Annotated in this window: 22 protein-coding genes and 1 riboswitch; of the genes, 14 read left to right on the plus strand and 8 right to left on the minus strand. The window is 34.1% G+C overall.

What is annotated here, in order from left to right:
• Window positions 1-76 precede the first annotated feature (76 nt).
• The 4 genes from ABW636_RS19145 to panC are packed head-to-tail and all read right to left on the minus strand — an operon-like array spanning window position 77 to window position 3,458.
• Window positions 77-1,222 (minus strand): alpha/beta hydrolase, encoded by a 1,146-nt coding sequence (locus ABW636_RS19145; RefSeq protein ID WP_367591688.1) that lies wholly within the window; start codon window positions 1,220-1,222, stop codon window positions 77-79.
• Between the two features lie 51 nt (window positions 1,223-1,273).
• Complete coding sequence (locus tag ABW636_RS19150; protein ID WP_367591689.1) at window positions 1,274-2,239, minus strand: lysylphosphatidylglycerol synthase transmembrane domain-containing protein; 966 nt, start codon at window positions 2,237-2,239, stop codon at window positions 1,274-1,276.
• A complete protein-coding gene (gene panD, locus ABW636_RS19155; RefSeq protein ID WP_367591690.1) occupies window positions 2,240-2,590 on the minus strand; it encodes an aspartate 1-decarboxylase in 351 nt (116 codons plus the stop codon).
• A 19-nt stretch (window positions 2,591-2,609) separates the two neighbouring features.
• Window positions 2,610-3,458 (minus strand): pantoate--beta-alanine ligase, encoded by an 849-nt coding sequence (panC, locus tag ABW636_RS19160; protein ID WP_367591691.1) that lies wholly within the window; start codon window positions 3,456-3,458, stop codon window positions 2,610-2,612.
• A 111-nt stretch (window positions 3,459-3,569) separates the two neighbouring features.
• On the opposite strand from panC, the gene ABW636_RS19165 reads away from it, so the two are divergent.
• From ABW636_RS19165 to ABW636_RS19220, 12 genes are all read left to right on the plus strand, one after another.
• A complete protein-coding gene (locus tag ABW636_RS19165) occupies window positions 3,570-4,379 on the plus strand; it encodes a glycogen/starch synthase (RefSeq protein ID WP_367591692.1) in 810 nt (269 codons plus the stop codon).
• A 14-nt stretch (window positions 4,380-4,393) separates the two neighbouring features.
• Window positions 4,394-6,115 (plus strand): BamH family beta-barrel-assembly machinery protein, encoded by a 1,722-nt coding sequence (gene bamH / locus ABW636_RS19170; RefSeq protein ID WP_367591693.1) that lies wholly within the window; start codon window positions 4,394-4,396, stop codon window positions 6,113-6,115.
• Between the two features lie 23 nt (window positions 6,116-6,138).
• Window positions 6,139-7,986 (plus strand): glutamine--fructose-6-phosphate transaminase (isomerizing), encoded by a 1,848-nt coding sequence (gene glmS, locus ABW636_RS19175; protein ID WP_367591694.1) that lies wholly within the window; start codon window positions 6,139-6,141, stop codon window positions 7,984-7,986.
• A gap of 203 nt (window positions 7,987-8,189) precedes the next feature.
• Window positions 8,190-8,290: riboswitch (TPP riboswitch) on the plus strand.
• A gap of 67 nt (window positions 8,291-8,357) precedes the next feature.
• Window positions 8,358-8,558, plus strand: coding sequence for a sulfur carrier protein ThiS (gene thiS / locus ABW636_RS19180; protein ID WP_367591695.1), 201 nt, complete (start codon window positions 8,358-8,360; stop codon window positions 8,556-8,558).
• A gap of 44 nt (window positions 8,559-8,602) precedes the next feature.
• Window positions 8,603-10,462 (plus strand): phosphomethylpyrimidine synthase ThiC, encoded by a 1,860-nt coding sequence (gene thiC, locus ABW636_RS19185; protein WP_367591696.1) that lies wholly within the window; start codon window positions 8,603-8,605, stop codon window positions 10,460-10,462.
• Window positions 10,463-10,632: 170 nt separating this feature from the next.
• Window positions 10,633-11,232 carry a thiamine phosphate synthase gene (locus ABW636_RS19190; protein ID WP_367591697.1) on the plus strand — a complete coding sequence of 200 codons (600 nt, stop codon included), beginning with the start codon at window positions 10,633-10,635 and terminating at the stop codon, window positions 11,230-11,232.
• Between the two features lie 14 nt (window positions 11,233-11,246).
• On the plus strand, window positions 11,247-11,999 hold the full coding sequence (locus ABW636_RS19195; RefSeq protein ID WP_367591698.1) for a hydroxymethylpyrimidine/phosphomethylpyrimidine kinase: 753 nt from the start codon (window positions 11,247-11,249) through the stop codon (window positions 11,997-11,999).
• 31 nt (window positions 12,000-12,030) lie between these two features.
• A complete protein-coding gene (locus ABW636_RS19200; protein WP_367591699.1) occupies window positions 12,031-12,666 on the plus strand; it encodes a thiamine phosphate synthase in 636 nt (211 codons plus the stop codon).
• A 13-nt stretch (window positions 12,667-12,679) separates the two neighbouring features.
• The gene (locus ABW636_RS19205; protein ID WP_367591700.1) at window positions 12,680-13,453 is read left to right on the plus strand and encodes a thiazole synthase; all 774 of its coding nucleotides are present in this window, start codon (window positions 12,680-12,682) and stop codon (window positions 13,451-13,453) included.
• 84 nt (window positions 13,454-13,537) lie between these two features.
• Complete coding sequence (locus ABW636_RS19210) at window positions 13,538-13,888, plus strand: four helix bundle protein (RefSeq protein WP_367591701.1); 351 nt, start codon at window positions 13,538-13,540, stop codon at window positions 13,886-13,888.
• Complete coding sequence (gene thiH / locus ABW636_RS19215; protein ID WP_367591702.1) at window positions 13,888-15,066, plus strand: 2-iminoacetate synthase ThiH; 1,179 nt, start codon at window positions 13,888-13,890, stop codon at window positions 15,064-15,066. The genes ABW636_RS19210 and thiH overlap by 1 nt, the downstream gene beginning before the upstream one ends.
• A gap of 119 nt (window positions 15,067-15,185) precedes the next feature.
• The gene (locus ABW636_RS19220) at window positions 15,186-16,196 is read left to right on the plus strand and encodes an NAD-dependent epimerase/dehydratase family protein (RefSeq protein ID WP_367591703.1); all 1,011 of its coding nucleotides are present in this window, start codon (window positions 15,186-15,188) and stop codon (window positions 16,194-16,196) included.
• On the opposite strand, the gene ABW636_RS19225 is transcribed toward ABW636_RS19220, so the two are convergent.
• The 3 genes from ABW636_RS19225 to ABW636_RS19235 are packed head-to-tail and all read right to left on the minus strand — an operon-like array spanning window position 16,171 to window position 18,742.
• Entirely contained in the window at window positions 16,171-16,671 is a 501-nt protein-coding gene (locus tag ABW636_RS19225) for a DUF4296 domain-containing protein (RefSeq protein WP_367591704.1), read from the minus strand. The genes ABW636_RS19220 and ABW636_RS19225 overlap by 26 nt on opposite strands.
• A complete protein-coding gene (locus ABW636_RS19230) occupies window positions 16,668-18,008 on the minus strand; it encodes a dihydroorotase (protein ID WP_367591709.1) in 1,341 nt (446 codons plus the stop codon). The genes ABW636_RS19225 and ABW636_RS19230 overlap by 4 nt, the downstream gene beginning before the upstream one ends.
• A gap of 2 nt (window positions 18,009-18,010) precedes the next feature.
• Window positions 18,011-18,742 (minus strand): polyprenol monophosphomannose synthase, encoded by a 732-nt coding sequence (locus ABW636_RS19235; protein WP_367591705.1) that lies wholly within the window; start codon window positions 18,740-18,742, stop codon window positions 18,011-18,013.
• Between the two features lie 233 nt (window positions 18,743-18,975).
• Between ABW636_RS19235 and ABW636_RS19240 the strand changes: the two genes are divergently transcribed.
• Window positions 18,976-19,623: a DUF4271 domain-containing protein gene (locus ABW636_RS19240; protein WP_367591706.1), complete on the plus strand. Its 648-nt coding sequence runs from the start codon at window positions 18,976-18,978 to the stop codon at window positions 19,621-19,623.
• Between the two features lie 37 nt (window positions 19,624-19,660).
• On the plus strand, window positions 19,661-20,407 hold the full coding sequence (locus ABW636_RS19245; RefSeq protein ID WP_367591707.1) for a uroporphyrinogen-III synthase: 747 nt from the start codon (window positions 19,661-19,663) through the stop codon (window positions 20,405-20,407).
• A 125-nt stretch (window positions 20,408-20,532) separates the two neighbouring features.
• Here ABW636_RS19245 and ABW636_RS19250 read toward each other — a convergent pair whose 3' ends face one another.
• Entirely contained in the window at window positions 20,533-21,672 is a 1,140-nt protein-coding gene (locus ABW636_RS19250; RefSeq protein ID WP_367591708.1) for a zinc metalloprotease, read from the minus strand.
• Between the last annotated feature and the right edge of the window lie 395 nt (window positions 21,673-22,067).

Below are 22,067 nucleotides of genomic sequence, written 5' to 3' on the forward strand. Positions count from 1 at the left end.
TACTATATTTTTAAGACACAAAAAAAGATCTCTAAGTAGAGATCTTTTTATATTGTATTGACTAAAAGTGGTAAAATTACCAGCCAAAATCTTCTTTGATTTTGTTTACTTTATCTAACATATAATCCTTTGTAAGGAAAGCAACTTCAGAAAGCTGAAAACCACTTTCATAGGCTCTCATGGCTTTTTTGGGCTCTCCCGTTTGTTCATAAAACATTCCAAGATAGTAGTATCCCAACATAAGATCAGAGTGTTGTTTAATGGCAAGCTTACCTAGAGGCTCTAACTCAGACCAATTTTCATTTTTTTCTATTGCAGTAGAAACTGCGATAAAGTCATTGATTCTTATTTTTCTTTTAATACCATATAATTGCTCGGTAGTTTTGTACATATCCACCAAATAATCATAAGGAGATGTCTCTAGTGTAAGTAGTACTTCTTTATATTTTTTCTTACTAATAGGGCGATACATTTCAAAAATACCTTCTAAAGCTTTAGGGATCGCTCTACCTACCAGTGTATAATGAGAAGATTCGTCAAAATTATCAAAAGCATAATCAAGTTCTGGATTTTCGATAGTCTGTAGTTTTTCATCTAAAGCAATCACCTCTTTTTTGATATTTTCTGCATCATTAGTAGCGGTGGCAAGGTAATACCACATTTCGGGAGAAGTAGTAAGTTTAGAAACAATTCGCTCTGCCATAGGAGGAGCTAATTCTGGACTCAAACAAATATAACCCTGAAAAATAGGATTGTCCTTAAACAAAAAGTAATTGATAAAGTTCGCTGTATAATCATGCCCAACTACAATTTTAAGTTGTGCTGTACGATATGTTTTATTAAGATAAGGTAAAAGCTCTTGCCCTATAAACTCAAAAAACTCTGAACCCTTAAGAGTAGGTAGATACTCTGCTTTGTCATATCTACAGTCATCTTCTCTGGTTTTTCTTTGATTTACTCCAACTACGATAGATTCTGGCATGTCCTCCCAATACGAAAAGTAGTCTACATTACCAGCGACTGGCTCAAATAAATAATCCCCATCCAATACAATAATCAGAGGGTATGTTTTGTCTACATTTTTTTTGTAGTTACGAGGTAATTGAATTTTCAATTCCCTGTTTTGATCCAGTTTTATAGATCTAAAAGATTCATAAATCGCTTGACTGTTTCCGAAAAAAACAAAAAAACAGGCAATTATAAGAGTTACACTTTTTTTCATAAGTATAGGATTAAGGTTAAGTAAGCACGGAGCAATATATAAATTATTTCCTTATTTCTTCCTGTTTACTATAGGTAGAAATAAAAAGGATAACGCTCCGATGATTATATTTATTGCGGTCTGAGAGCCCCATAGGATCCATCCAAAAGCTTCTCCTGCGGGTTTTTCGATGTCAAAAAGTAGCAAAATAGCCGCAATAGCTATAGGAAATGCTCCTATACCACCGTTGGTTGTAGACATCGCCAACGAACCTATCACAAAAGTAGCAAGGATTGGGCCAATCGTGAGCGAGGCAGTTTCTGGTACAGTAAATTTGATCACATAGAACATAGTAACGTACAAAAACCAAATAAGAAATGTGTGAAATATAAAAGCACCACGATGTTTTATTTTTGAAATACTTTTTACACCTTCTAGAAGACCTTCTCCAAAATCCTTAAGCTTTATGAGGAGTGGATTTTTCGATTTCTTAATAATTTTTAAGAATAATACTCCTGCAACTAGTAAAGTAATCAGGATGATAAGAGTAATAAACGGGTTTGTGATTTTTTGATTTAAGTAGGATAATAGATTCTCTGATTGAAAAAGTAAGGTTACAGAAATAATTAGTAATAGCATGATCAAATCAATGATCCTTTCTGTGATAATGGTACCAAACGTTTTTTTGAAAGGAATACCTTCATAGGTGGCGATAGTGCCTCCTCTAAGAACTTCGCCAGATCTTGGTATTCCCAGATTGGCAAGATATCCAATCATAACAGCCATAAAGCTATTGGATAATTTTATAGAATAACCTAGAGGTTCTAATAAAAATTTCCATCGATATGCTCTCGAAAGATGAGAGATGATCCCCATTAGTAATGATAATATAATCCATTTTGGATCTGCCTTGGTAATATATTGTATGGTTTTTTGTCTTTCTTCTGGGGTGGCAGAAGAGATAGAATACCATATTAAAAAAACTCCCAATGCTAGTGGGAGTGTTATTTTAAGAATCTTTATGAGTTTAGCATTCACTTATTTCAGTAAATTATTTTCTTCATTAGGAAAAAGTAATCTTGGTTTAAAATTTTTAGCCTCTTCAATATCCATCATAGCATAAGTAATCAGGATTAAGACATCTCCTTTTGCTACTTTTCTGGCAGCAGCACCATTTAAGGTGATTTCTCCACTATTTCTAGGACCTGGTATGGCATAGGTCTCAAGACGCTCACCGTTATTGTTGTTAACGATTTGTACCTTTTCTCCTTCAATAATATTAGCGGCATCCATGAGATCTTGATCAATAGTTATACTACCAATATAGTTGAGGTCGGCACCGGTTACTTTAACGCGATGAATTTTGGATTTTACGACGTGTACTAGCATGTTACAAAGTTAATTATTTTTAATTTAGGGCGATGTTATCAATTAGTCTTATTTCTCCTGCAAATACGGCTATAAAAGCTCGGTATTTTGTGTTTTCCTGTTTTTGTTGAATAGATTTTAAATCTAATACGTTGGCTATTTCAAAATACTCTAATGATAAGTGATTATTATCTTCAAATTGTTCTGATACCCAATCATTTAATGTAGTAACACTTTTTGTGCCAAAGTCTTTTTGTACCTGTTTTAAAATTTTATGAATTAGAGGAGATTCATCATATTGTTCTTTAGTAAGTCTTTTGTTTCTAGAACTTAACGCAAGGCCGCTTTCTTCTCTATAAATAGGGCAACCTACAATTTGTATAGGTAATTGCTCGATTTCTACCAGTTTTCTAACGATTTGAAGTTGCTGAAAATCTTTTTCACCAAAATAAGCTCTGTCAGGTGAAACCATGTCAAAAAGATGTTTTAGAACAGTCCCAACTCCGTCAAAATGTCCGGGTCGGTATTTGCCTTCCATTTCATGTTCTAGACCATCAAAATGATAGTTTGTAGATGAAATATCATCTTTATATACCTCTTTTGCAGAAGGAGCAAAGACAATTATTTCATTTGAAACCTCAGATAAAAGTGCAATATCATTATCTAAAGTTCTGGGATAATTGTCTAAATCTTCGGTATTATTAAATTGTGTAGGATTTACAAAAATGCTAACAATAACATGCTCATTTTCTTCGAGAGCTCTTTGTATTAGGGCAAGATGCCCTTTATGTAATGCTCCCATAGTAGGAACAAAACCAATAGATGCATGTTGCTTTTTTAAAACTGCAACATCGTCTAATATATCTAGTCTTTTTCTGTGGACCTGCATTTGATATAAACTTAAAGGCGTGCAAAAATAAGATATTACTGGCAGACTGCATAAATTTTCGTAATTTTGCAAAATTAATTCCAAAAGGAAGACGATAAAAGTATCGATTATATGAAAGATAAGAGGATATTGTACGTATCATCAGAAGTAATACCGTACCTGCCAGAGACTGAAATTTCATCCATGTCTTTTGAAGCGCCTAGAATGGTGAATAGCAAAGGTGGTCAAATAAGAATCTTTATGCCAAGATATGGCAATATTAATGAGAGGAGGCATCAGTTACACGAAGTTATTAGACTTTCTGGTATGAATTTGGTCATTAATGATTTAGATATGCCTCTTATTATTAAGGTGGCTTCTATACCAAAAGAACGAATGCAGGTGTATTTCATTGATAATGAAGATTATTTTAAGAGAAAAGCAACCTTGACAGATGAAGAAGGAAAATTGTTTCCCGATAATGATGAACGTGCTATCTTTTTTGCAAAAGGAGTTATTGAAACAGTTAAGAAATTAAATTGGTCACCCGATGTGATTCATGTACATGGATGGTTAGCATCGCTTTTACCATTGTATTTGAAACAATACTATGCAAATGAACCTCTTTTTGGACACAGTAAAATTGTAACCTCTGTGTATGGAAACGGTTTTGATGGTACCCTGGATAAGAATATGATGGAAAAGGTAAAATTTGATGGGATAGAAGAAGAAAAAGTAAGCGCTTTGGCGAGCCCAACATATAGTAATTTGATGAAAGTTGCTGTTGATAATTCTGATGCTATTATAGTAGGATCAGAAGAAATACCATCAGAACTAGTTGATCATTTAAAAACAATAGCCCAACCAGTATTAGAATATAAAAAACCAGACGAGTTTGCAGATGCCTATGAAGCCTTTTATCAGACAGAGGTATTGGTATAGCATAAAGAAAAACTATGAAATTTAAAAATGTATTGAGCAAAGCAATATCTATAGTAGCTGTTGTTTTTGTAATTGTATCTTGTGATAATGATTTTGATTCTGTTGGGAATGAAGTTTTAGGAGGTGTTAATTTTGAAAAAGATGTGTATACATGTTCACCTGTAGCTCATAGCCGAAAGTTTGAAAGAGTACAAACTAGCAATATGCCTGGTAACTTAATAGGGGTTTATAATGATCCTTTTTATGGGCAGTCAATATATAGTGTACTTTCTCAGGTTGCTTTAGAAAGATATAATCCAGACTTTGGAGAGAATGCTACCTTAACCAGTGTAGTGTTAAATTTGCCATATCATAGTACAGAAACCAGTACATCTAGCGATGAGGTTAAAACATATTCTTTGGATTCTGTATACGGGTCCACTCCGATAAAACTTTCAATATATAAATCAAACTACTTTCTTAGGGATTTTGATCCAGAATCAGGATCTGGAGAGCGTCAGTTGTATTATTCTAACTTGATTAGTCAAGTAGATGAAAATGAAATTATTACAGGAGATAGTCCATTGTATACAATTTCTGATTTTGTGCCTTCTAGTGTGAGTGTAGAACCAGTAGTCCCTAGAAATGACAGTAAAGTAGACGATAAAGAGGTTGATTCGCTTCAGTTAACTCCAAGATTAAGAATACCACTACCTATTGATGTTTTTAAAACGAATATATTGGATATGCAAGGGAAACCTGAGCTGGATAATGCAAACAGTTTTAGAAACTTTTTTAGAGGGATTTATTTTAAAACAGAATTGGCAGATGGTGCTAATGATGGTAATATGTTTTTCTTTGATATGAGTCAAGCCGATATTACCTTACGTTATACATACGATAAAGAGGTAATCGAAGATAATGTAACTACTACTGTGAACACGAATGGAGAATTTAAGATAAACTTCTCTAACAACATTATTAATACTATAGAGCAAGACCCAAGTACGGGTACTGTAGAAGCCGGAGAGTTAGATGCTAATAATGAAGGACTGATAGATGCCGATAAAAATTTATATATTAGAGGAGGAAATGGTTTTGTTGGTACGCTTGATTTTTTTAATAATTACGTAGAAGTAGATAGTAATGGAGATTATGTGCTAGATGAAAATGAAAACCCTGTTATTATTGAAAACCCTTCTGAAGAAGAAAAGAAAAAAACAGAATTAGATTTTCTGAAAGATGCTAATTGGTTAGTAAATGATGCAATTATTACCTTATTTATTGATGATAGTAAAGTGTTAGGAGGAGATACAGAACCAGAAAGAATATATATATATAATCTTGAAACAGGAAGTATACTGATTGATTACGCTTTAGATTCAACCCGAAATGAAAATGAAAAAGATGTGATAAACTCAATGATCATTCATTTAGGAAGAATTAGTAGAGACTCTAATAAAAAGGGAGAGTTCTATCAAATAAGAATAACAAAACATATTATTGATGTTTTGAATGGAGATCAAGACAATGTTAAATTAGGTATTTCGGTCTCATCAAATGTTAATAATTCGACAATAGCAAACGGAATTGTTCTCGAAAAAGACGAAAACGATGTCGTTTCTGAAAATGATGAAGTGATCCCCTTTTCATCAATTATATCGCATGAAGGAACTGTATTCTATGGCTATGGTAGTGAAGTTCCCGATTCGAAGCGATTAAAACTAGATATTTTTTATACAAAATCAAAAAACTAAACCAATTAACAAAAAGCTAAAACATGTGTGGAATTGTAGGATATATAGGTCATAGAGAGGCCTATCCAATAGTTTTAAAAGGGTTAAAAAGATTAGAATACAGGGGGTATGATTCTGCAGGGATTGCACTTTATGATGGTGAGGATATTAAACTATCCAAAACCAAAGGTAAAGTCGCAGATCTTGAAGAACGTTTAGAAAAAGAGATTCCTACAAAAGGAACTATCGGTATAGGACATACCAGATGGGCAACTCATGGAATTCCTAACGATATTAATTCACATCCTCATGTGTCTAATTCGGGTGATTTGGTTATTATCCATAACGGAATTATCGAAAATTATGATGCGCTTCGCAAAGAGTTGATAAATAGAGGATATACATTTACATCTGAGACGGATACCGAGGTATTGGTTAATTTGATAGAAGATGTAAAGACCAAAGAAAATGTAAAGCTAGGAAAAGCAGTGCAGATTGCATTAAACCAAACGATTGGTGCTTATGCAATAGCGGTTTTTGATAAGAAAAAGCCAAACGAAATAGTTGTGGCAAGATTAGGTAGTCCTCTAGCTATAGGAGTAGGAGAAGACGAGTACTTTATCGCTTCTGATGCCTCTCCGTTTATAGAATATACGAACAATGCTATTTATCTTGAAGATGGAGAAATGGCTATTGTAAGTAGAAAAAAAGGAGTAAAAGTTAGAAAAATACAAGATGATACTTCTGTAGAGCCTTATTTGCAAGAATTGCAAATTAACCTCGAACAAATAGAAAAAGGCGGGTATGAACATTTTATGCTGAAGGAAATTTATGAACAGCCCAACGCTATAAGTGATACCTATCGAGGTAGAATGTTGGTGGCAGATGGGATTATTAAAATGGCTGGCATAGATGATAATCTTGCAAAATTATTAAATGCTAAACGTATTATCATTATTGCTTGTGGTACCTCGTGGCATGCCGGTCTGGTAGCAGAATATATTTTTGAAGAATTAGTTCGTATTCCAGTAGAAGTAGAATATGCTTCAGAATTTAGATATAGAAACCCGGTTATTCATCAAGATGATGTGGTGATTGCAATATCCCAAAGTGGAGAAACAGCAGATACTATGGCTGCTATTAAGCTTGCAAAAGAGAATGGAGCTTTTGTGTTTGGTGTTTGTAACGTTGTTGGGTCTTCTATCTCCAGAGAAACACATGCAGGTGCTTATACACATGCAGGTCCAGAAATTGGAGTTGCTTCGACAAAAGCATTTACAACTCAAATAACAGTACTTTCTTTAATAGCATTAAAACTAGCCGAAAGAAAAGGAACTATCTCTAATAGCGATTTCCATTATTTCCTTCAAGAATTAGAAAGAATACCAGAGAAAGTAAAAGAAACCTTATTGTCTAACGACCATATCAAGCATATTGCAGATACTTATAAAGATGCTAAGAATTGTTTGTATTTGGGTAGAGGATATAATTTCCCGGTAGCGTTAGAAGGAGCCTTAAAGTTAAAAGAAATTTCATATATACATGCAGAAGGATATCCTGCTGCAGAAATGAAACACGGACCTATTGCTTTGATCGATGAGCAAATGCCAGTCGTAGTAATAGCTACCAAAAAAGGGCATTATGATAAGGTAGTTAGCAATATTCAGGAGATTAAATCAAGAAAAGGAAAGATTATAGCTATCGTTACCACAGGGGACGTAACTGTAAAAGAGTTGGCAGATCATGTTATAGAAATTCCTGAGACAGAAGAATTTTTGACACCACTTCTTACTACGATTCCATTGCAATTACTGTCGTACCATATAGCAGTGATGTTAGGTAAGAATGTAGATCAGCCTAGAAACCTAGCAAAATCAGTAACAGTAGAGTAAGTAAAATCTTTTTGATAAAAAAGATTAAAATGTAATATAAGAAGCCCTGTAGCTATTTAAAATAGCTACAGGGCTTTATGTTTTTTTGAGGCACTTCACTTTTAGTTGGCAAAGAACTTTCTGTCTGCAATGAAACTTGGGGCTTAAAACTAGTTAAATGCTCATTTGCAACTATTTTACATATAATTTTACTATTTTTGCCACAGAAACTTTAGGGGTGTCCTTAACTACGAGTTAGGTCTGAGAAATACCCTTTGAACCTGATGCGGTTAGTACCGTCGAAGGGAAAAGTAAATAGCACATTATAAATGTGTTTTTTCTTCTCAAGATTAGGTATTTGACCTAAAGTTTTTGGTATATAGTAAGTAAAAATGACCATAAACGTTAACAATCAACCTCATTCGGTTTCAGAGTCTATTACTTTGACAGAAGTAGTAGCGCAATTAAATATTATTTCGGCAGGAATAGCTATAGCTATTAATAATGAAATTATTTCTAAAGACCGTTGGAACGCAACAAATTTAAAAGAGCAAGATCAGGTAATTATTATCAAAGCCACACAAGGAGGATAATATGTGCCTTTTTTAGTATAAAATAATGGTTAAACCCAATAATTATGAAGAAAAAAGATACTGCACCACAGGATAAAGTAATTAGTACAACTCCTTTTCCAAGTTCAGAAAAGATTTATGTACCAGGCACCATTCACCCAAAGATCAAAGTCGCAATGCGCGAGATCAAATTAAGTGATACTACCGATAGTATGACGGGTAAAAAAACACCAAATCAGTCGGTAACGGTCTATGATACTAGTGGGCCGTATACAGATCCTTCAAAAGAGATTAATATACATAATGGGATAGAACCTATAAGAGAGCAGTGGATTAAGGACCGGGAAGATATAGAAGAATTAGATGGGTTTTCGTCAGAGTATTGTAATGAGCGATTAAATGATGCAAGTTTAGATCATCTTAGGTTTAACCATCTTCGTAAACCAAAACGCGCTAAGAAAGGAAAAAATGTTTCTCAGATGTATTATGCCAAACAAGGTATAATTACTCCAGAGATGGAATATGTAGCGATACGTGAGAATCAAAAAATACAAGAAGCAAAACGTTTATCAAAACAGCATCCTGGTCAGGATTTTGGAGCTAATATTCCTAATGAAATCACTCCAGAATTTGTTCGTGAAGAAGTAGCAAGAGGGCGAGCGGTCATACCATCAAACATCAACCACCCAGAAAGCGAACCTATGATTTTGGGACGTAACTTTTTGGTTAAAATTAATGCCAACATAGGTAATTCTGCAACAACATCTAGTATAGAAGAAGAAGTAGAAAAAGCAGTATGGGCATGTCGTTGGGGAGCCGATAATATTATGGATTTATCGACAGGGCAAAATATACATGAGACTCGTGAATGGATTATTCGTAATTCACCAGTTCCTATAGGAACTGTGCCTATATACCAGGCTTTAGAAAAAGTAAATGGAAAAGCCGAGGATTTAACCTGGGAGATTTTTAGAGATACTCTTATCGAGCAAGCAGAACAAGGAGTAGATTATTTTACGATTCATGCAGGAGTTAGATTGGCCTATGTGCCTATGACAGCCAAAAGAATTACCGGTATTGTATCCAGAGGTGGATCAATCATGGCAAAATGGTGTTTGGCACATCATAAAGAGAGTTTCTTATATACACATTTTGAAGAAATCTGTGAAATTATGAAGTCATACGATGTGGCTTTTTCATTGGGAGATGGATTACGTCCTGGTTGTGTTGCAGATGCCAATGATGAAGCTCAGTTTGCTGAGTTAGAAACTTTGGGAGAATTAACAAAAATTGCATGGAAACATGATGTGCAAACTTTTATCGAAGGTCCGGGACACGTACCAATGCACATGATCAAAGCAAATATGGATAAGCAACTAGAAGCTTGTGGCGAGGCTCCTTTTTATACTTTAGGACCTTTAACAACTGATATTGCTCCGGGATATGATCATATTACTTCGGGTATAGGAGCGGCTATGATAGGTTGGTACGGTACTGCAATGTTGTGTTATGTAACGCCAAAAGAACATTTAGGGTTACCTAATAAAGAAGATGTACGTGTAGGTGTGATTACCTATAAGCTTGCTGCACATGCAGCAGATTTGGCAAAGGGACATCCGGGAGCACAACATAGAGATGATGCATTAAGTAAAGCACGTTTTGAGTTTAGATGGGAGGATCAGTTTAATCTATCATTAGACCCAGAAAGAGCTAGAGAATATCATGATGAGACATTACCAGCAGAGGGAGCAAAAATTGCTCATTTCTGCAGTATGTGTGGTCCAAAATTCTGCTCAATGAAAATATCTCAAGAAGTTAGAGATTATGCAGCCAAAAAAGAACTGGATGATCAAAAAGTATTTGAAACAGGAATGCAGGAAAAGGCAGAGGAATTTAAAGAAAAAGGAAGTGAAGTCTATTTGTAAACGTTGTTTTTATAGGAGTAGTTTTTAGGAGCTTATTCCTGCTCTTCGCTATATCTTTTTTGTAGCCATTCGATCTGTAAAGAATGGCTACAAAAAAGGATGCCGCTGCGATCAGGGCTAAAAACTGATTTGCATATAGGTAGAAATCAATATGTGTAGCAATAAAAAGCATGTTAATAGTACTTACATCAGAGAAGCCATTGCCTAACGAAGCAAAACAGATTAACGATTTGTTTGATGCCGGTTTAGAAATACTGCACTTGCGTAAACCAACGTTTACAATAGATGGATATCGGGCGTTGCTAGATCAGATTGATTCAAAATATCATTATCGAATAATGGTCCATCAGTTTCCAGAGCTAACCATGCAGTATAAACTGCGAGGGATACATGTACAAGAGCAAGCACGTTTAGACTTGGAGGATGCTTTAGACGTCACTATTCAAGTGTATAAAAACAAGGGGTTTTTAGTAAGTAGCTCTTTTCATTCCAAAGAAGATATTAAGAACTGTACGGTTCCTTTTGAGTATGTGTTGTTAAGTCCTGTTTTTGGTTCAATTTCAAAAGCAGGTTATAAAGGAAAAGGCTTTGATGTAACTGATATAAAAAAGCATGTAGTTGGAATGGGAGGCATTAATGAAAGTACTTTGCAGGCGACATTCGATTTAGGATTTAAAGGAGTTGGTGTATTGGGTGGTGTATGGAATTCTGAAAATTCTTTAGAAAGCTTTAGCCAGATTTATAACGCCTATAAAAAAGTAGAAAAGTAGTTGCTTTAATGAGAATGAGACCTAACATACTTACTATAGCAGGATTTGATCCATCTGGAGGAGCAGGTTATACATCAGATATAAAAACCATTGAAGCTTTAAAAGGATATGGACTTGCGGTTTGTACGGCCAATACAATTCAAAATGATGTAACATTTAAAACATGTTATTGGGTGGATATAGAGGTTATTAAAGATCAGATAAGTCTACTGTTTGATCGTTTTGAAATAACATATGTAAAAATTGGGATTGTGCAAAACTGGAGTGTCCTTGATCAAATTATTGATTTTTTGCTTAAAAAGAATGCAACTATTAAAATTGTTTTGGATCCTGTTTTACGGTCTAGTTCTGATTTTGAGTTTCATACGTCATCATCCTTAATAGCAAATGAACTTTTGGATAGTATTTTGGATAAAATTTATCTTCTAACGCCTAATTTCATTGAAATAGAAAAATTATTTCCCAATAAAACTATTGAACAAACTATTGCGCATATCAGCAGAAAAACTAATTTATTTTTGAAAGGAGGGCATAGAGAAGAAGCAGTGGGAAAGGATGAATTATATACGGTACAGGGGATGCATTATGTTTTTAATCCAAAAGAAAAGAATTTGTCAGAAAAGCACGGAAGTGGTTGTATTTTATCATCGGCTATTACTACTTATTTGGCACTAGGCTTTCCTTTGTTAAAAGCATGTTATCGAGGAAAAAGATACACCGAGAAATTATTGAAATCTAATAAAAGTTTATTAGCCTACCATCGGTAAGAATTCTTAATTCTCAAAAAATGAATAAAAGATGAATAAGATACAATATATCTCTCAGGGAAAAGACCCTTTGGATCATTTACATCATATTGAAGAAGTCTGTAAAGCAGGAGGTAAATGGATACAATTACGTCTTAAAGATGTAGATATGGCTACTTATCTAAAAACAGCATTAAAATGCAGGCAGATTTGTGATCGATATGAGGCCATTATGATTATAAATGATAATGTGGGTATTGCAAAGGCTTCACAAGCAGACGGAGTGCATTTGGGATTAGACGATATGTCAATAGTCGAAGCACGCAGAATATTAGGAGATAATTATATCATTGGCAGAACTGCAAATACAATTAATGATTGTTTGCAGCATATAGAAGATAAGGCAGATTATATAGGGTTAGGGCCTTTTAGGCATACAACCACCAAGAAAAATTTGAGTCCGATACTAGGAATTGAAGGTTATAAACAAATAACCACAGAGCTAGCATTTAAAAACTCTAATGTGCCTGTTGTTGCCATAGGAGGTATTAAATTAGAAGATATAGGTGATATTTTAAATACCGGAATAGATGGGGTGGCAGTTTCTGGTATGTTAACAAATAGCACAGAATTAGAAGAAATAATTAAAAAAATAAATTCGCTAATAGCTTTTAAGGCTGGTAGCTAATAGTTTAGGTAAAATGGATACACTAAAAATTGCAGATAAAGAGTTTTCATCACGTTTGTTTACAGGAACAGGAAAATTTAGTTCTTCTATATTGATGAAAGAAGCGTTATTAGCTTCAGAAAGTGAATTAATTACTGTAGCATTAAAACGAGTAGATGTTACCGATGAGGCAGATGATATTTTAACTCATTTAGAGCATCCTAGAATAAACCTTTTGCCAAACACCTCTGGGGTTAGAGATGCTAAAGAAGCCATTTTTGCAGCGCAATTGGCTAGAGAGGCGTTAGAAACCAATTGGATTAAACTAGAAATTCATCCAGATCCTAAATACCTATTGCCAGATCCTATAGAAACTTTAAAAGCGGCAGAAGAATTAGTAAAACTAGGTTTTGTCGTCATGCCATATATTCATGCAGACCCTGTTTTGTGTAAGCGATTAGAAGAGGTAGGAACACAATGTGTAATGCCACTAGGTGCTCCAATAGGTAGTAATAAAGGGTTGAAAACATTAGAATTTCTAGAGATTATTATAGATCAAAGTAATGTTCCTGTTATCGTTGACGCCGGTATTGGTAGTCCATCACATGCTGCACAAGCAATAGAGCTGGGAGCAGACGCAGTTTTGGTGAATACGGCCATTGCAGTATCACAACAGCCGGTAGAAATGGCAAAGGCTTTTAAAATGGCAGTAGAGGCAGGTCGCATGGCATATAATGCAAAGTTAGCGCCCATCAAACAGCATGCAGAAGCAAGTAGTCCATTAACATCATTTTTAACTAAAAGCTAATTTGGGGATCAACCGACAGGTATCAGATACTAGGTTTCGGGTTGTCGGCTATATTGTGAATATTAATACTTAATTAGGGGTAGAATGAGGGATTTTAAAGAATTGAATGTTTGGAAGGATAGCCATGAGCTTTGTTTGTTAATATATAGTAAAACAAATCAATTTCCAGATACAGAAAAATTTGGGATAACATCGCAAATTAGAAGGGCTTCAGCATCAGTACCTACAAATATATCTGAAGGTTGTGGACGTGATTCAAATAAAGAGTTTGCAAGGTTCCTAAGAATTGCTTCTGGATCAATTTCTGAAGTAGAATACCTTGTTATTCTATCAAAGGATTTAAATTACTTAGAAGAAGGCGAAAAAGAAGAATTGTTAAGTCGAGTAATTATGGTAAGAAAAATGTTATATAAACTAATAAAAGCAGTTGTATAATGAAGAATATTCAACAAACACCCGACACCTGTCACCCGACACCCGACACCCGACACCCGACACCCGATACCTCATTCAAAAACATTTTCGATCAATATAATTGGGATGAAACGTTATCAAGCATTCTAACAAAAACAGAAGATGATGTTAAGCGGGCATTGCAATCGCAAAAGAGAGGTTTAGAAGATTTTAAAGCACTTATATCTCCAGCTGCAAGGCCATATATTGAAACCATGGCACAAATGAGCAGTGCTATTACAAAAAAGCGTTTCGGTAATACCATACAAATGTATGCCCCAATGTATTTGAGTAACGAATGTCAGAATATTTGTACCTACTGTGGTTTTAGTATGACCAATAAAATTCCTAGAAGGACATTAACCGATGCAGAAATAATAAAAGAGGTTGATTTTCTAAAATCAAAAGGATATAACCATATCCTTCTGGTAACCGGAGAAGCAAATAAAACAGTTGGAGTAGATTATATTAATAAGGCAATACAACTCATACAATCAAAATTTGCGAATATTACTATAGAAGTGCAGCCTTTGGATCAGCTAGAGTATGAGCAATTGATAGAAAGTGGTTTGTATGCTGTTTTGGTGTATCAAGAGACATACCATAAAGAAGAATATAAAAAACATCATCCTAAGGGTAAAAAATCGAATTTTGAATATCGATTGGCAACTCCAGATAGATTAGGTCGTGCAGGGATTCATAAAATAGGGTTAGGAGCTTTGTTTGGGTTAGAAGATTGGAGAGCAGATAGTTTTTTTACCGCATTACACTTGCAATATCTGCAAAGAACCTATTGGAAGACCAAGTATTCTATTTCCTTTCCTAGGTTGCGACCACATTCTGGTGGGTTAGATCCAAAGGTAGAAATGACAGATGCAGATTTGGTACAACTAATATGTGCTTTTCGATTATTGGATGAGGATGTAGAGCTATCTATGTCAACCAGAGAAAGCGAAATGTTTAGAGAGCATATTGTGAACCTTGGAATCACATCAATTAGTGCAGAATCGAAAACTAATCCAGGAGGATATGTAGTAGAGCCTCAATCCTTAGAACAGTTTGAAATATCAGACGAGCGCCCTACAGAAGAGGTAGTAGCTATGCTGAAATCAAAAGGATTAGAAGTAGTTTGGAAAGATTGGGCGTATAACTGGAAATAAAACATGTTTCCCTAAACATTTTGTCATATTACTGTTTGAAAAAGTTTAAACCAGTTCAATAACGTTTAATAAAGATAATCGTACTTATTTGTTTACTTTAGTAGCTTATACTTTTTAAAATGATATTAGTAACCGGAGCAACAGGATTGGTCGGAACACACCTTTTGGTTAAACTTATAAAGGAAGAGAATAAAGTACGCGCATTATACAGGACAGAAACCAAAAAGGAAGAAGCAAGAAAGGTATTTGAGTTTTATTTTTCAAATACCGAAAAACATTTGTTCGATACTATTTCTTGGGTAAAGACAGATATTAGTGATATACCCGCACTTACCGAAGCCTTTAACGGTATAACACATGTGTATCATTGTGCGGCCAAAATAAGTTTTAATCCGGCGAGATATAAAACACTTAGAAAGACAAACATTGAAGGTACTGCAAATGTTGTTAATCTATGTTTAACTCATAAAGTGCAAAAGCTTTGTTATGTAAGTTCTATAGCGACACTTGGCGAAAACCCTATTAGCTCCCAAATCAATGAAGATACAGAGTGGAATCCAGAAATACCTAATTCTGTCTATGCCATCACCAAGTATGGAGCAGAAATGGAGGTCTGGAGAGGAGTACATGAAGGACTGGATGCGGTTATTGTAAACCCAGGGATCATTATTGGTCCCGGATTTTTTAATAGCGGTAGTGGTGTTTTGTTTAAAAAAATACATAGGGGCATGAGTTTTTACACCACTGGCGTTTCTGGGTATGTGTCAATACATGATGTTACCAACATAATGTATCGTCTTATGACAAGTGTTTTTCGAAACCAAAGATATATTTTGGTAAGCGAGAACTTGAGTTTTAAAAATGCATTTGAGATGATGGCTCAAGCTCTAAATAAACCCGTACCCAAAAAGAAAGCCTCTCCTTTTCTAATGCTAATTGCGTATTATATACAAAGAGTTGGGTCTGTTATTTTAAATACAAAACAATCTATATTTAGATCCTCTATACGTACTGCATTTTTAAAGAGATATTATGAAAATGATAAAATTAAAAAAGAGCTTTCGTATAGTTTTGAGCCTATAGAAAAAAGCATCAACGAAACCGCTAACTTTTTTTTGGATCAGGTTTAATTTTATTTCTTTTTTTAGAAGATCCTGGTCTACCTGGTCTACCTGGTCTACCTGATCTACCCTTAAATTTTAAACTATCCTCCTTAATTTTCTGAATAGAATCTTTAATGGCTTGTATCGAATCCTCTTTTATCTTTAATTTTTCATACAAATCCTGCTTCTCACTCAAATTGGTTTGTACTTTGGTGATAATAGCTTTATATGAATCTATATGATTAGAGTACCATATATTGTTTTGAGTAAACATAGCACTGTCTATCCCATATTTTTTTAAAATTATGGATTCTGGATTAATATTTTTCTCTTCAAAAAATTTTCTTTCAGAATTTTTTGCCGCCATTATAAATGCCATATCCGTTAGAATCTCTACCATACGATCCTCGGGTATCAATTTTTGAGGAGGCACAGGTTTGTCCAGACTTTGACAACAAATGCATAATAAGAAAACCAAGGAGTATATTAAAACTCTGTTCATCGTTCAAAAGTTAATCGTTGTGCATTTCGCACATCATAGAATTTAAAATTTTTATATACCAAACTTCCGTTTACAAAAGTATGTGTTATTCTGGATCTGAAGGTAGTTCCTTCAAAAGGAGACCATCCGCATTTGTAAGCAATATTGTCTTTATTAACGGTCCAGGGAGCGTTAATATCAACCAATACAGCATCTGCAAAGTATCCTTCTTTAATGTATCCTCTTTTTTCTACCTGAAATAAAATAGCTGGGTTATGACACATTTTTTCGACAATCTTTTCTAGAGATATTTTGTCTCTATGAAAAAATTCTAACATTGCAGGAAGAGCATGTTGTACCAAAGGTCCTCCAGACGGGGCTTTGGTATATACATTATCTTTTTCTTCTCGTGTATGTGGTGCATGATCGGTAGCTATAACATCTAGTTTGTCATTTAACAATCCTTCGAAGAGAGCGTCTCTATCCTTAGCGCTTTTTACTGCTGGATTCCATTTAATAAAAGTGCCTTTTTCTTTATAATCTTCATCAGAAAACCAAAGGTGATGAATACAAACTTCGGCGGTTATTTTCTTCTTGCTTAAAGGTATTTTATTGGTAAATAACTCTAATTCTTTGGCGGTAGATAAATGAAATACGTGTAATCTTGCTCCGGTCTTTTTTGCAAGCTCAATAGCTTTTGAAGAGGATAAGTAACATGCTTTTTCGCTTCGAATAACAGGATGCAATTCGATAGGGATATCGTCTCCGTATTGTGCTTTATGTTTTTCGGTAGCTTCTCTTATAGTTTCTTCGTCTTCGCAATGAACTGCTATTAACAAATCGGTAGAAGAAAAAATCTTTTCAAGAACCTCTGGGTTGTCGACGAGCATATTTCCGGTAGAAGAACCAAGAAATAACTTAAGTGCTGCTACTTTTTTTGGATCTACTTTTAGAATTTCTTCTAAGTTGTCGTTAGTGCCTCCAAACATAAAAGAATAATTGGCATAACTGGTTTTGGCAGCGATATCAAACTTTTCTTCTAATTTTTCTATCGTTGTAGTTTGTGGTACTGTATTAGGCATTTCTATAAAAGAGGTGATTCCTCCCGCAACAGCAGCCCTAGACTCGGTTTCTATATTTGCTTTATGCGTTAAACCAGGTTCTCTAAAATGTACCTGATCATCTATGATACCGGGGAGTAAATATTTACCCTCTGCATCAAAAACATGAACATCTGGCGATTTTGCACTTATCTGTGGTGCAATTTCTTTGAAAATACCTTGTTCTATATATACATCGCCATTCATGATTTTTCCTTCATTAACGATGTTGGCATTTTTTATAAGCACACTCTCCATGATCATATTTTATAACGTTTAAATAAGCTGTTAAATTTCATTTTTAAAACCCCAAAAACAGCTTCAGATATAATTCCTTTGCTCATTTTTGAAGCTCCCCTGGTTCTATCTGTAAATATAACAGGGATTTCTTTAATTTTAAATTTCAATAAATAGGCCTTAAATTTCATTTCAATTTGAAAGGCATACCCAACAAAACGAATATTAGAAAGCGTAATCTTTTCTAATACCTCTCTTCTATAACAGATAAAACCGGCAGTTGTGTCATGAATATTCATACCAGTTATTAACCGAACATACTTTGATGCTAACCAAGAAAGTAATACTCTGCTCATTGGCCAGTTTACAACATTAACTCCTGTAACGTACCTGGACCCAATAGCGACATGAGAAGACCCTTTGGCACAGGCATTATATAACCTTATCAAGTCATTGGGGTTGTGAGAAAAATCTGCATCCATCTCAAAAATGTACTCGTAAGATCGATCCAGTGCCCATTCAAAACCAGCAATATATGCTGTTCCTAACCCTAATTTTCCTTTCCTTTCTAGTAAAAAAAGAGAAGTTGGGTATTCTTCTTGCAATTCGGTTACTTTATCTGCGGTTTTATCAGGTGAGCTGTCATCCACTATCAGGATATGAAAATCACGTTGAAGCGAAAATACATTCCGTATAATTCGTTCCACGTTTTCAATTTCATTGTAGGTAGGGATTATGACTAAAGCATCCACCATTTGGGCTATTTTTCACGCAAATATAACTGAACTCATTTGAACTTTTTGCTTGTAATAGATTTTTTAATAAAAAAACCAGCCTTATAATTATGTTCAAGAATATCTTTTTGAAATAGAATACTTGTGTTATTGGTATTTACAGAGAATGAAAGTACTTTTATGAATTGAAGAAACAATTACTGGGTGTTTTTTTTGTTTATGTATGGCAATACATTGTAATTTTATATCCAAATATGGAAATTTTAACCCGAGAAATAGTATCTACCAATTGGCTTACCATTGTAATTGTTACATGCTTGGTATTATTGGCTGTTGCAAGAGAAGTTAACACTTTACGGTTTTCTGACTTTATGATGTTATTAACTAACAGCAAGTATATCATAGCATATCATAAGTTTAATAAACTCTCGTCTTTGTTTAATGTGATTTTGATCATATTTCAGGTGATTTCTGTTTCTTTATTTATATACCTATGTTTTGAGGTGTTTCAGTGGCAAGAAATAGATCGTATAATTTTATATTTCAAAATTTTAACGATATATACAGTAATTGTTGTTTGCAAATTGCTAATAGAAAAAATCATTGCTGCTGTTTTTTCAATTGATTCGATAATTGATACCTATTTATTTTATAAAGTATCATACCGTAATTTTATTGGTGTACTGTTATTACCAATTAATATTATTTATATTTATTCGACACAGTTGTCTGAAATTATGTGCATTATAATTGTAGTGTTACTGGTTATTTTGAATGGAATTATGCTTTTTTCGTACTACAGAAAAAATGAAAATGTTATTTTGAACAACTTGTTTTATTTTATTTTGTATCTTTGCGCTCTTGAAATTGCCCCTTATTTTATATTGTATAAGCTTATTTAATAACAAGAGGACTTTTACAAAAAAAGAAAGAATATTTATGAAAGTGAAAACAATTTTGGTCTCACAGCCGGAGCCTAAAGTAGAAAATTCACCTTATTTTGATTTGGAAGAGAAGGAAAAAGTAAAAATAGACTTTATTCCTTTCATCCATGTAGAGGGGGTTGATGCGAAAGAAGTAAGGTTGCAAAAAGTGGATTTGTCGCAATACACGGCTATTATTCTTACAAGTCGTAACTCTGTTGATCATTTTTTTAGAATAGCAGAAGAAATGAGATATAAAGTGCCTGATTCTTTAAAGTATTTTTGTCAGAGTGAAGCAGTAGCTTATTATTTACAAAAGTATGTGGTGTATCGTAAAAGAAAAATCTATGTAGGTAAGCGTACCTTTCAGGAATTATCTCCTTTAATCAAAAAGTATAAGAACGAGAAGTTTTTATTACCGTCATCAGATAAATTGAAGCCGCTAATACCAGATACTTTAAATGATCTAAAAGTAGATTGGAAACAAGGAGTTTTTTATAAAACGGTAGTAAGCGACCTTTCTGAGTTAAGAGATGTTTTTTATGATATTTTAGTGTTTTTTAGTCCTTCTGGGATAGAATCCTTATTCGAGAATTTTCCTGATTTTAAACAAAACAATACACGTATTGCGGTTTTTGGAAACTCGACAGTAAGAGCTGCTAAAAAACATAATCTCGAGATTAATATACAGGCGCCTACGCCAGAAACGCCATCAATGACTATGGCATTGCAAAAATATATCAAAGAAGCAAATAAGAAATAACTATTTACTTTTTAAGTATAGTTTAAAAGAGGCCTTAAAAAAGGCCTCTTTTTGTTTGAGGTACAAAGAGCTTTATTCTTTTCTTTAGAATGATTGTTATACGAATTTCTTATGCGTAAATCGTATTAGAATCTCGGACCGCCACGACCTTCTACCTGAGTGATTATTGATTTTCTGCTTTCGTCACCATTTGGTTTTACTATGGTGCAACGCACTTCAATGCCGTTAAAAGGATTGTATGCGACCGATGTAGAGATTTTAAAAGTCACAGAAGGAGTGGTTCCATTAGGTACATTTCTCCATGAATTTGAAACCTTGTTTTTATACTCCCAATGATAGGTGTTTGCAGAAGATGTTACCGATGTTTTATAGGTTGCAGATCTGTATGTGTCTGCATATCGTGGACCGATAATGGTTTGGTCAAAATCTGATATAAAAGGCCCTGGGTAAATTATTTGCAGTGCACGTTTGTCGTTTACTGTAAAAATACCACCAGAATCATATCCATCAGCGTTCATAACAGAATTAGCTTCGTATATAGTAGTGCCAGCAATTTGAGTGCCCTTAAAACTAAACCTCGCTTTATGAGTAGCATTGTCAAAAACATGATCAAACCCCATATTATGACCCATTTCATGCATTAATAAATGTATCTTATCCTCTAATGAAGTATTACGAGTACGTACTGGGTCAATATGAATTTTGGTACCCGGTTTTCTGTATATTTTCAGGTTGCTATGAATAGTTTTTCTTGGATATTCACCCCATCCTAAAGTGTTGCCTCCTAGATTTTTGTATGATATGTGCGAATGTGCACTACCTGTTGTGTAGCTCATGTGTACTCTACACTCGTTTACTTTATTGTATCTGGATATTGCAATTTGTAAAGCCGGAAGCCAATCGGCTTGCATATTTTCTGCCATAGAAAACCTTACTCTATTATTATATTCATTACTTACTCTACCTCCATAAAATGTGTGCTTTTTGGATAAGCTTTGTTTTGACTCAATAGCACTGTCACCTTTTTTATGATTTTCTAAGATAAATGCAATTTCCATAAGTATATCGTCTTCGATTATGATATACTCATTGTCTATTGTTGCATTAAACGTGTTAAAGCCCAAGTCTTCTAATATTTCCAGAGCTTTTTGTCCATCTGTTTGTATTGATGTTTCTTTTGTGAGATCAATATCTCGATCTACTTCGCAACTGCTAATAATACCTGTGAGTATTACAAGCAGTAATTTAAAAATTGTTTTTTTCATCTAATGTTATTTTTTTTGTAATTGATATTTTTTTTATCAAAGCGCTTGATACCACAAACATACATTTAGTGATGGTATGGTGCTAATTGATGTCCTCTGTATTCCCGAATTTCGATTAGGTTTTCTAGGATTGTGTTTGTTTTTCGCTTAAGAGAGGAAGCGGGATTGAAAAGGAAGACGTGCTAAAAAAGGACTAGGGGGAGAATTTATACGCAAACTAACGCAAATGTTAAGAAAGGTAAGATTTGATTTATAGAGCCAATGATGCTAAATAAAAAGAGGCTGTCTAAAAAGGCAGTCTTTTTTTTGTAGATTTTTGAGTTATTTTTTAATTTTAAGAATGAGTAGAAAAGTAGTTTTTAAGACCTATGATCAAGATCAGTTAAGTTTATTAC

The sequence above is a fragment of the Aquimarina discodermiae genome, from assembly GCF_040786235.1.
GTDB lineage: Bacteria > Bacteroidota > Bacteroidia > Flavobacteriales > Flavobacteriaceae > Aquimarina.

Excerpts from the sequence above, each read along its gene's own strand:
- panC (WP_367591691.1), bottom strand. The coding sequence starts at position 3,458 with ATGCAGGTCCACAGAAAAAGACTAGATATATTAGACGATGTTGCAGTT.
- ABW636_RS19225 (WP_367591704.1), bottom strand. The coding sequence starts at position 16,671 with ATGAACAGAGTTTTAATATACTCCTTGGTTTTCTTATTATGCATTTGT.
- ABW636_RS19165 (WP_367591692.1), top strand. The coding sequence starts at position 3,570 with ATGAAAGATAAGAGGATATTGTACGTATCATCAGAAGTAATACCGTAC.
- ABW636_RS19240 (WP_367591706.1), top strand. The coding sequence starts at position 18,976 with ATGGAAATTTTAACCCGAGAAATAGTATCTACCAATTGGCTTACCATT.
- ABW636_RS19205 (WP_367591700.1), top strand. The coding sequence starts at position 12,680 with ATGGATACACTAAAAATTGCAGATAAAGAGTTTTCATCACGTTTGTTT.
- thiC (WP_367591696.1), top strand. The coding sequence starts at position 8,603 with ATGAAGAAAAAAGATACTGCACCACAGGATAAAGTAATTAGTACAACT.
- ABW636_RS19250 (WP_367591708.1), bottom strand. The coding sequence starts at position 21,672 with ATGAAAAAAACAATTTTTAAATTACTGCTTGTAATACTCACAGGTATT.
- bamH (WP_367591693.1), top strand. The coding sequence starts at position 4,394 with ATGAAATTTAAAAATGTATTGAGCAAAGCAATATCTATAGTAGCTGTT.
- ABW636_RS19145 (WP_367591688.1), bottom strand. The coding sequence starts at position 1,222 with ATGAAAAAAAGTGTAACTCTTATAATTGCCTGTTTTTTTGTTTTTTTC.
- ABW636_RS19200 (WP_367591699.1), top strand. The coding sequence starts at position 12,031 with ATGAATAAGATACAATATATCTCTCAGGGAAAAGACCCTTTGGATCAT.
- ABW636_RS19230 (WP_367591709.1), bottom strand. The coding sequence starts at position 18,008 with ATGGAGAGTGTGCTTATAAAAAATGCCAACATCGTTAATGAAGGAAAA.
- ABW636_RS19220 (WP_367591703.1), top strand. The coding sequence starts at position 15,186 with ATGATATTAGTAACCGGAGCAACAGGATTGGTCGGAACACACCTTTTG.
- ABW636_RS19245 (WP_367591707.1), top strand. The coding sequence starts at position 19,661 with ATGAAAGTGAAAACAATTTTGGTCTCACAGCCGGAGCCTAAAGTAGAA.
- ABW636_RS19235 (WP_367591705.1), bottom strand. The coding sequence starts at position 18,742 with ATGGTGGATGCTTTAGTCATAATCCCTACCTACAATGAAATTGAAAAC.
- panD (WP_367591690.1), bottom strand. The coding sequence starts at position 2,590 with ATGCTAGTACACGTCGTAAAATCCAAAATTCATCGCGTTAAAGTAACC.
- ABW636_RS19210 (WP_367591701.1), top strand. The coding sequence starts at position 13,538 with ATGAGGGATTTTAAAGAATTGAATGTTTGGAAGGATAGCCATGAGCTT.
- ABW636_RS19195 (WP_367591698.1), top strand. The coding sequence starts at position 11,247 with ATGAGACCTAACATACTTACTATAGCAGGATTTGATCCATCTGGAGGA.
- thiS (WP_367591695.1), top strand. The coding sequence starts at position 8,358 with ATGACCATAAACGTTAACAATCAACCTCATTCGGTTTCAGAGTCTATT.
- glmS (WP_367591694.1), top strand. The coding sequence starts at position 6,139 with ATGTGTGGAATTGTAGGATATATAGGTCATAGAGAGGCCTATCCAATA.
- ABW636_RS19190 (WP_367591697.1), top strand. The coding sequence starts at position 10,633 with ATGTTAATAGTACTTACATCAGAGAAGCCATTGCCTAACGAAGCAAAA.
- thiH (WP_367591702.1), top strand. The coding sequence starts at position 13,888 with ATGAAGAATATTCAACAAACACCCGACACCTGTCACCCGACACCCGAC.